General features: G+C 49.9%; 2 protein-coding genes. Both read right to left on the bottom strand.

What is annotated here, in order from left to right:
• Positions 1 to 10,060: beta strand repeat-containing protein (locus FHQ30_RS05430; protein WP_139625152.1), on the bottom strand; the 10,060-nt coding region annotated here is incomplete at its 3' end.
• A gap of 147 nt (positions 10,061 to 10,207) precedes the next feature.
• Entirely contained in the window at positions 10,208 to 11,110 is a 903-nt protein-coding gene (locus FHQ30_RS05425) for an OmpA family protein (RefSeq protein ID WP_139612337.1), read from the bottom strand.
• Between the last annotated feature and the right edge of the window lie 195 nt (positions 11,111 to 11,305).

The following is an 11,305-nucleotide window of genomic DNA, read 5'->3' as shown; positions in this document are numbered from 1 at the left end:
CATTGGCGGTCACGGCTTGCTCACCTTGCGTTAACGCAGCAACATCCGCCGCCGGTACAGTGGCTGTCCATGTGCCGTTGTCTTTCACAACAGCCGTGTACTCTTTACCGTTCAGGGTCACGGTCACCGTTTGTCCCGCTTCAGCCGTAGTGGTACCGCTGATGGCAACATCCCCTTTCGCTTCTGCTGCATTGATGTAACCCTCAGAAATCGGATCAATACTCAGCGTTGGGGCGCTGCTATCTTTGCTATTCGCCGTTGTATCCGTCGCATCCGCCGGGGCATTACCTGCCTCATCCGTCGCAGTGCTGCTGGCGGTGGCGGTAATCGCACCGTCTTTCAAGCCGCTGGCATCAACCGTCGTTTCGTATTTGCCGTCGGTTACTTTGGCTGTCACAGTGACCGTGTTGCCTTCGGCATCAGTCAAGGTGATGTTCACTTCGCTGCCGTTTGGCAAATCGCTGGCTCCGCTTACCGGCACCGCACTTGCATTGGTTGCGTTGATGGTATCAGCTACATCCACGGTCAAGGTCGGTAACACTGTGTCAACTACCACATTGGCTGTGGCTTGCGTTGCCGGGTTGCCTGCTTTGTCGCTGACATTGGCGGTCACTGCTTGGTCACCTTGTGCCAATGCCGCCACATCCGCTGCCGGTACGGTCGCTGTCCATGTGCCGTTGTCTGCAACAACAGCCGTGTACTCTTTACCATTCAGGGTCACGGTTACTGTTTGTCCCGCTTCAGCCGTGGTGGTACCGCTGATGGCAACATCCCCTTTCGTTTCTGCTGCATTGATGTAACCCTCAGAAATCGGATCAATACTCAGCGTTGGGGCGCTGCTATCTTTGCTATTCGCCGTTGTATCCGTCGCATCCGCCGGGGCATTACCTGCCTCATCCGTCGCAGTGCTGCTGGCGGTGGCGGTAATCGCACCGTCTTTCAAGCCGCTGGCATCAACCGTCGTTTCGTATTTGCCGTCGGTTACTTTGGCTGTCACAGTGACCGTGTTGCCATCGGCATCGGTCAAGGTGATTTTCACTTCACTACCGTTTGGCAAATCGCTGGTTCCGCTTACCGGCACCGCACTTGCATTGGTTGCGCTGATGGTATCAGCCACATCCACGGTCAAGGTCGGTAACACAGTGTCAACCACCACATTGGCTGTGGCTTGCGTTGCCGGGTTGCCTGCTTTGTCGCTGACATTGGCGGTCACTGCTTGGTCACCTTGTGCCAATGCCGCCACATCCGCTGCCGGTACGGTCGCTGTCCATGTGCCGTTGTCTTTCACAACAGCCGTGTACTCTTTACCATTCAGGGTCACGGTTACTGTTTGTCCCGCTTCAGCCGTGGTGGTACCGCTGATGGCAACATCCCCTTTCGCTTCTGCTGCATTGATAAAGCCGTCAGAAATCGGGTTGATGCTGATTGTTGGTGCAGCAATATCAACGGTAGCCTCTTTGCTGGCTTGCGCTGATTCATTGCCTGCAGCATCTTGAACAGAAGCCGTCACTGTGATTTTCTCACCGTTAGTGACAGGCACTTCTGTGGTGTAGCCGTTAGCAAGGATCTCAGCAGTAACCGGAACTTCGGTTGCGACATCATTGATGGTGACAATCAAGGTATCACCCACTGCAGTGCCCGCAGGGACTGCAATTTTAACCGTTGTCTTACCATCACCGCCCACTTCAGTCGAATTCAACAAACCATCGCTGTTGGTGTCTTCTACGAAGGTGATCACCGGTGCTTCATCGCCTTTGCCGTCGTTGTTGCTGTCTTCACCACCCGGTACACCGGTATCTACAGTAAAGGCTACATCATTACCTTTCACTGCTGGTGCGGCGCCTTGTTGCAAGCTGACACCCACTGTGTAAGCACCATCGGTAAAGTTCGCTTTCGGAATCACAACGGCTGCGCTGCCTGCTGTGGCTTCGTCTGCTGTCACCGTGTGCGTCACTTCTGACGTTTTACCGTTAGCATCCGTCACAGTTAAGGTGATAACTGCTCCGGCAATGGTTCCTGTCGGCAATTTCACACTGGTTTGAACATCATCTGCCAGCTCTTTGGCATTGATATAGCCATCTGCAGCCTCCGCAATGGTTAATTCCGGTTTGCCTTCCACTGCATCAATATTGGTTGTCGCTTTGGCTTCATCACTGACATTGCCCGCTTTATCACTTGCTGTTGCTGTGACTTCAGATTGATCCAATACCGAATTAGCCGGGATAGTAATTGTACCGTCCTCTGCAATCGTAACGCCATCTGCCTGAGCTTCTGCCGGAATAGTCCAAACGCCATTGTCGTCTTTTGTGGCAACAATTTGTTTGTCAGCGCCAGTTTCATCTTTATAGTTAACCGTCACTGTCTTCACATCCGCATCCGCTGGCGGTGCAACGGTTACGCTGCCATCTGTTGCCGGAGTGATCACTGGTGTTGCCGGTGCCGTTTGGTCAACGGTGAAGTCTGCAACATTACTTGCAGCGGATACGTTATTGCCGCTGGTAACGGTTGCAGTTGTTTTATAAGCGCCATCACTAGCAACATCTGCAGCCGGAACCGTCATTTCTGTTGCTTTAGCTGCAGCCTCTTCAGCCGTAACGGTATGCGTGACAGTAGTGGTGGTTCCATCTGGTTTGGTGACGGTTAAGGTCACAACATCACCGGCAGCCACACCTTCCGGTAAGGTCACCTGCACTTGAACACCGTCTTTCGCTTCTTCTGCATTAACACCATCAGTCGCTTCTTTAATGGCTAATGATGGGCTTGCTAATACGGCATCACTACCTGCTGTCCCCTCTGCCGGGGTCGACGGGTTGCCTGCTGTATCGCTAGCAGTCGCGGTTACTGTACTGCCGTCTTTGACCGCATCTTGTGCCAGTGTCACGACACCTGTCGCCGGATCAACAGTGACACCGGTCGGTGCTGTGCCGTCAATCGCCCAGGTACCGTCAGCGTTTTTCACCACTTTCACTGTTTGCGGCTGATCTTGTTCATCGGTAAAGCTAACCGTTACTGATTTGGTGTCTGCATCCGCTGGTGGAGTGATGGTCACGCTGCCATCGGTGGTGCTTGGCGTCACGGTCGGTGCAGCCGGTGCAGTGGTATCAACGGTAAAGTTTGCCACATCGCCGGTGCCGGAGGTATTGCCTGCCGGATCTTTGATCTCTGCCGTGACTTGATAATCACCATCTTTGCCGATTTGATCTTTCGGGATGGTTACATCAGCTTTGCCGCTATCGATCTCTGCTTGCGTTACGGTATGTGTCACCGTTGAAGTTGTACCGTCCGGATTGGTGACGGTTAATACCACGGTATCGCCCGCTTCGGTGCCTTTCGGAATCGTCACTTCGGTTTGTACACCATTCTCCAACTCGTCTTTATTCACGCCATCAGTGGCTTCTGGAATGGTTACGGTTGGTGTGCTGTCGACTACGCCGTCACCGTCAGTATCACCCGGAATGGTTTTGTCGACGTCAAAGGTTGCCGGTGCGCTGGTTAAGCTGCTGTTGCCTGCGGCATCTTTGATGTCTGCTACCACGCTGTATTGACCGTCTGTCGGCACTTGCTCCTTCGGAATCGTCACTTCAGCTGAACCGGCGGTGACTTCCGCTTCGGTCACGGTGTGAGTAACGGTCGAGGTGCTGTTATCCGGGTTGGTGACAGTCAAGGTCACGATATCGCCCGCTTGCGTGCCGGTCGGCAATGTAACGTTGGTTTGTACCCCGTCTTCCAACTCTTTGGCATTCACGCCATCGGTTGCTTCCGGAATGGTGACCACCGGGGCTGTATCGGCTGTGCCGTCGCCATCAGTGTCGCCAGGAACTTTCAGATCGGCAGTTGATGTGTCTGTTCCTTCAGTCGATGTATTACCGGCAGCATCTTTTACCACGGCTTTCACTTCATTGACTTGTCCGTCAATCGGTGTCACTTTAACGGTTACGCCGTTAGCAATGTCGTCTGCTGTCAGGGTAACAGTTTGAGTGCTGCCGTCTGGATTGGTCACAGTCAACACATCACCGGCTTGATAGCCGCTGTCAGCCGGGAATGTAATAGTAACATTCGCAGTACCGTCTTCATTTAGATCTTTCGGGTTGATGAAGCCATCATCACCATCTTGAATGGCAACTTTCGGCGCCCCTGCGTCGTCTGCCACACCATCGCCGTCGCTGTCGCCTGGTACGACTGTATCTACAGTGATATTACGCGTTGTTGCTGTTTCAGTGTCTTTCACCGTAGCTGTCAGCGTTTCAGCGCCTTCGCCCATGGCTTTCACTTGATCGGCTGTCAATGGTACTGACCATTTTCCATCTTCACCCGTCGTTGCTGTGCCTAATTCATTACCGGCAGCATCCGTCAAGACAATTTCTTGTCCCGGAAGTGCGGTTCCGGTTACTGTCACGCCCGCTTTGGCTTCTGCAGCGTTGATCACATCATCGCCAGCCACTGTATCAATGGTGATCGGAGAATCTTCACCCGCTGTACCCGTTGCTGGAGTAGACGGATTACCTGCGGTATCGCTGGCAGTTGCCGTTACTGTGCTGCCGTCTTTGACAGCGTCTTGTGCCAGTGTCACGACACCTGTCGCCGGATCAACAGTGACACCGGTCGGTGCTGTGCCGTCAATCGCCCAGGTACCGTCAGCGTTTTTCACCACTTTCACTGTTTGCGGCTGATCTTGTTCATCGGTAAAGCTAACCGTTACTGATTTGGTGTCTGCATCCGCTGGCGGAGTGATGGTTACACTGCCGTCGGTGGTGCTTGGGGTCACCGTCGGTGCAGCCGGTGCAGTGGTATCAACGGTAAAGTTTGCCACATCGCCGGTGCCGGAGGTATTGCCTGCCGGATCTTTGATCTCTGCCGTGACTTGATAATCACCATCTTTGCCGATTTGATCTTTCGGGATGGTTACATCAGCTTTGCCGCTATCGATCTCTGCTTGCGTTACGGTATGTGTCACCGTTGAAGTTGTGCCGTCCGGATTAGTGACGGTTAATACCACGGTATCGCCCGCTTCGGTGCCTTTCGGAATCGTCACTTCGGTTTGTACGCCATTTTCCAACTCGTCTTTATTCACGCCATCAGTCGCTTCCGGAATGGTTACGGTCGGTTTGCTGTCGACTACGCCGTCACCGTCAGTATCACCCGGAATGGTTTTGTCGACGTCAAAGGTTGCCGGTGCGCTGGTTAAGCTGCTGTTGCCTGCGGCATCTTTGATGTCTGCTACCACGCTGTATTGACCGTCTGTCGGCACTTGCTCCTTCGGAATCGTCACTTCAGCCGAACCAGCGGTGACTTCCGCTTCGGTCACGGTGTGAGTAACGGTCGAGGTGCTGTTATCCGGGTTGGTGACAGTCAAGGTCACGATATCGCCCGCTTGCGTGCCGGTCGGTAAGGTAACGTTGGTTTGTACCCCGTCTTCCAACTCTTTGGCATTCACGCCATCGGTTGCTTCCGGAATGGTGACCACCGGGGCTGTATCGGCTGTGCCGTCACCATCGGTGTCGCCCGGGACAGTTTTATCGACGTTAAAGGTTACCGGCGTGCTTGGCAAGCTGCTGTTGCCTGCGGCATCTTTGATGTCCGCTACTACGCTGTATTCACCGTCCGTCGGCACTTGTGCTTTAGGAATCGTCACGTCAGCCGAACCGGCGGTGACTTCTGCGTCGGTCACGGTGTGAGTAACGGTTGAAGTACTGCCATCCGGATTGGTCACGGTCAGAGTCACGGTATCGCCCGCTTGTGTACCGGTCGGTAAGGTAACGTTGGTTTGTACGCCGTCTTCCAACTCTTTGGCATTCACGCCATCCGTCGCTTCCGGAATGGTGACCACCGGTGCAGTATCGGCTGTGCCGTCACCATCGGTGTCGCCCGGGACAGTTTTATCGACATTAAAGGTTACCGGCGTGCTTGGCAAGCTGCTGTTGCCTGTGGCATCTTTGATGTCTGCTACCACACTGTATTGACCGTCCGTCGGCACTTGTGCTTTAGGAATCGTCACTTCAGCCGAACCGGCGGTGACTTCCGCTTCGGTCACGGTGTGAGTAACGGTCGAGGTGCTGTTATCCGGGTTGGTGACAGTCAAGGTCACGATATCGCCCGCTTGCGTGCCGGTCGGTAAGGTAACGTTAGTTTGTACGCCATCTTCCAACTCTTTCGCATTCACGCCATCGGTTGCTTCCGGAATGGTCACCACCGGTGCAGTATCGGCTGTACCGTCGCCATTGGTGTCGCCCGGGACAGTTTTATCGACGTTAAAGGTTACCGGCGTGCTTGGCAAGCTGCTGTTGCCTGCGGCATCTTTGATGTCCGCTACTACGCTGTATTCACCGTCCGTCGGCACTTGTGCTTTAGGAATCGTCACTTCTGCTGAACCTTCGGTGACTTCTGCGTCGGTCACGGTGTGAGTAACGGTTGAAGTACTGCCATCCGGATTGGTCACGGTCAGAGTCACGGTATCACCCGCTTGTGTACCGGTCGGCAAGGTAACGTTGGTTTGTACCCCATCTTCCAACTCTTTGGCATTCACGCCATCAGCCGCTTCCGGAATGGTGACCACCGGGGCTGTATCGGCTGTGCCGTCGCCATTGGTGTCACCAGGGACAGTTGTGTCCACTTTAAAATCGGCAACTGCGCTGACCGGTGATTTGCTACCATCAGAATAGGCAACGTCAGCAACCACTTTGTAGTCGCCATCTGCTTTGATTTGATCTTTAGGAATCGTCACTTCTGCTGAACCGGTCGCTACTTCTTCCGCCGTCACTTGATGTGTAACCGTTGACGTTCTGCCGTCTGGGTTGGTGACGGTTAAGGTTACGGTGTCGCCCGCTTGTGTGCCGGTCGGTAATGTAACGTTGGTTTGTACGCCATCGGCTAATTCTTTAGCGTTGATTCCACCGTCTGCATTTTCAGGAATCGTAACAACTGGCGCCCCTGGCGTCGCTACTGTACCGATATCTTCGCTAGAGCTGTTTCCAGCCGGATCTTTGGCAACCGCAGTTACTGTAGAGCCATCTGCAACTTTATCAGCCGGAATCGTCGCTTTGTCACCATCAACAACCACATTCGGATCATTAGAAGTCCAAGTACCGTCTTCACCTTTCGTGATTACGGCTGTTGTTGGTTGATCGCTGCCTTCCGGAGTGTAAGTAATTTCTACCGTATCACCGGCTTTCGCATCGGTCGGTAATGTCACTTTCACTGAACCATCCTTCGGTGTCTCAACTACTGGGGCACTTGGTGCTGTAGTATCGACTGTTACTGGCGTTTCAGCACCTTTACCTGAGGTATTACCCGCTGGATCAGTGATTTCGGCAACAACGTTATAATCACCGTCTGTCGGGAATTGTTCTTTAGGAATTGTTATATCAGCTTTACCGGCATCAATTTCTTCTTGAGTGACAGTATGGGTTACTGTTGAGGTATTACCGTCTTTATCAGTCACTGTTAACGTAACTGTATCACCGGCTTCTGTCCCTTTAGGTAGGCTGACTTCAGTTTGAACACCATCAGATAATTCATCTTTGCTGACACCATTTGTGGCTTCAGGAATAGTGACCGTAGGCGTCGTATCTGCTATACCGTCGCCATCAGTATCACCAGGAACTGTAGCATCTACATCAAATTTGACTGGTTCACTCGGTAAGCCAGTATTACCCGCAGCATCTTTAATATCCGCAACCACACTGTATTCACCGTCCGTTGGAATTTGTGCTTTAGGAATAGTAACTTCGGCTGAACCTGCAGCTACTTCATCTTCAGTTACGGTGTGAGTGACGGTTGAGGTGCTACCATCTGGATTAGTAACAGTCAACGTTACGGTATCACCTGCTTGAGTGCCTTCCGGCAAGGTGACATTTGCTTGTATACCGTCTTTCAAATCTTCTGCGTTAACGCTGCCATCATTATTCTCAGGAATCGTCACTGTTGGTGCTTGATCAGCTTTTCCATCACCATCAGTATCACCTGGCACAACAGTATCAACGGCAAAATCAACCATATCGCTAGCTGCCTGATGGTCACCTTGTTTGACATCCGCTTTTACGGAATAGTCACCATTGGTATCAATTGCATCTTTAGCAATAACCAGTTCAACTTTACCGGCTTTGGCTTCTTCTGCTGTTACGGTATGTGTTACAGTGCTGTTTTCCGCACCACTGATAGTTAATGTGACTACCGCACCTTCGGATGTTCCCTGAGGTAAGGTTACCGTTGCTTGAACACCATCTGAAATTTCATCGGCATTAATGAATTTATCCGCTGCTTCTGGGATAGATAATACAGGGTTGCCAATCAATGCATTTGGCTTAGCTGTCTCTGTAGCAGGATCGCTGCTATTTCCAGCATTATCCGTTGCAACTGCGGTAACATCAGAACCATCTTTAACCGCACTTGGTGGTAATGTAATCACACCAGTGTCCGGATTAACTGTAATATTGTCGCTATTATCCGGCACACTCCATTTACCATTATCATCTTTTGTTGCTACGATCTCTTTTTCATTACCGTTTTCATCAGTATATTTAATGGTAACTGTTTTAGTGTCCGGATCACTTGGCGGATTAATCGTTATGCTACCATCATTATTCGCCTCTACCGTTGGTTTAGCCGGTGCATCGGTATCCACTGAAGTTGCACTGGTTGCGTCGCTGGTATTACCCGCTTTGTCGCTGTTGCTGGCAGTCACATCACTGCCGCCCTTGATGGCTTCATCAGGGATCGTAACTACGCCAGTGTCCGGATTGACCGTTACGCCGCCCGGCAATTCACCCTTCGGTGTCCATTTGCCGTCATCGCCTTTTTCAACCGTCACGGTTTGGGTGTTACCGTCTTCATCCACATAAGTGATTTCGGTTTTAGTTGCGTCGTCTGCCGGCGTCACGGTGACTGAACCGTCGTCTTTAGTATCGATAGTCGGTGGATTTGGTGCATCAGTATCTACTGAAGTTGCACTGGTTGCGTCGCTGGTATTACCCGCTTTGTCGCTGTTGCTGGCGGTTACATCGCTGCCGCCTTTGATGGCTTCATCAGGGATCGTGACTACGCCAGTGTCTGGATTAACCGTTACGCCGTCTGGTAATTCACCCTTCGGCGTCCATTTGCCGTCGTCGCCTTTTTCAACCGTCACGGTTTGGGTGTTGCCGTCTTCATCCACATAGGTGATTTCAGTTTTAGTTGCGTCGTCTGCCGGCGTCACGGTGACTGAACCATCATCTTTAGTATCGATTACCGGTGGATTTGGTGCATCAGTATCTACTGAAGTTGCGGTGGTTGCGTCGCTGGTATTGCCTGCTTTGTCGCTGTTGCTGGCTGTTACATCGCTGCCGCCTTTGATGGCTTCATCAGGGATCGTGACTACGCCAGTGTCTGGATTGACCGTTACACCGTCTGGCAATTCACCCTTCGGCGTCCATTTGCCGTCGTCGCCTTTTTGAATTTCAACGGTTTGATTTTTGCCATTTTCATCAGTATAAGTCACTGTTGCATTGGCTGCATCAGCAGCCGGTGTTACGGTGACTGAACCGTCGGCTTTAGGGTCGATCACAGGTGCATCCGGAGCGGTGGTGTCGGTTGCACTACCGCTTCCACCTTTACCGCCACCACCAGCAGCAATTGCAACGGCTGCCAATGGAATCAATGCCAATAACCACCATGGACTAAACACCCACAAGCCACTGATTTCATCACCACCCAATGCTTGCGGCGCAGCCATTTGTTCAGCCAGCATGCTGACAGCGTCAGAGGTTTGTCCTGACTCAGGAACGTAGGCATAAATATTACCGTTTTCATGCTGTCCTATAAGTAGGTTGGTCGTCACTGCCGGATCATCATTATCATAATAATCTTCAATAATGATATCCGGAACGGTATCACCATTTTCTAATAAGATTTGTAGATCATTGCCGACACGTTTGGCAATAATATTTTGCGGCCCTAAACCGGTTAGATTATCAACCAATTGATAATTCACTTCATCTTGCGCTTTAATGGTTAACGTTTCACCATTAGCGATGGTGTAGCTTGCAATTTCAGTTTTAGCATTTAAGACTTTTAAAGTTGCTGACATGTTTTATATCCTAATTTCAAAAAAAATTTACACTATTGGGTAAGGCGAAACTTATCCAATATTAATTTATTTACAAAAATGATGACTTTATCAATAACAGAATCGAGTAATTTCCGTCCTGCTGACATTCAGTCCGTTTATCTATGATTACTCTTGACCATAAACAACGATTTCTACACGACGATTCGGAAGATTACATTCGTTTCGTTTCGTCTTATTTCGCGATTCTGCTGCACAACTATCAACGATCAGCTCTTTTTCGCCGTATCCAATTGCGACAATCGGCAAATCTACGCCTTCTTGTTTCAAGGCATCGCTGACTGCTGTTGCACGTTTTTCAGATAATGTTTGATTGTAAGTTTCGGCACCTACCGGGTCGGTGTAACCGTTAACTACAATTTTACTTATTGCTTTCTGATTTAACGCTTTGATTTCAGAAATAAATGCTTGAATATCTTGTTTGCCCGCAACAGACAAATCGTTGTAATTATGCTTATTCAAAGGAAAAGCAATATTTGAGTTGATTGAAGTTGAGATCAAAGCATAACCATTGGTTTCACAATCCAACTGTTTAACACGCGACAAGGTTTGAGTTTGCATTTTTACGGCTTTCAACTCGTTGGTTGCCACTTCCGGTTTGACAAATTCAAATACCGGAACAGAATTTTTAACTTGTTTTACTTTGATATAGGTAATTTGTTTGCTTGGGGAGATAAATTTGATCCCATGAGTGCGGTTGCCACCCTTAGTATTGGTGCTTAGAGAGGATGTGAGCAAATTTTGATTGGCACATAATGCTACTGCACTAAAACCATTATCCAATAACGATGCTTGGTAATCGCCATTAATGTAAATATTGACAGCCGGTCCCTCAATATTTGCTTCACGATAAAAAACCACCAAACCTTGATTTGGTTGTATATCTTTATCGCTAACCACTTTCTCTGAATAGTTGTCCCAATGTTCAAGGGGACCTGTATTAGCAGACTGAGGTAATGAACATGCATTTAACGTAAATAGTGCGATACCGATCGCAAGGTATTGCTTCATCAAAAACTCCTTTTTTGATTGAGTTAAAAGAGGTTGGTATAAAAAATATAACGATTTGTAAATTTACAATTAACAACAGTAATTTATGCTTGCATTTTATAACGTACTGTTTACTGACATACAAGTTGTAATTTTACTACTATCAATCGAACAATAATTTAAAAAAACCTTACATATTAAATACATAAAGATTAT

This window comes from Testudinibacter sp. 'clade 2' (genome assembly GCF_006227735.1).
In the GTDB taxonomy this organism is placed as follows: domain Bacteria; phylum Pseudomonadota; class Gammaproteobacteria; order Enterobacterales; family Pasteurellaceae; genus Chelonobacter.
This window is presented reverse-complemented; position numbering and strand designations above follow the sequence as displayed.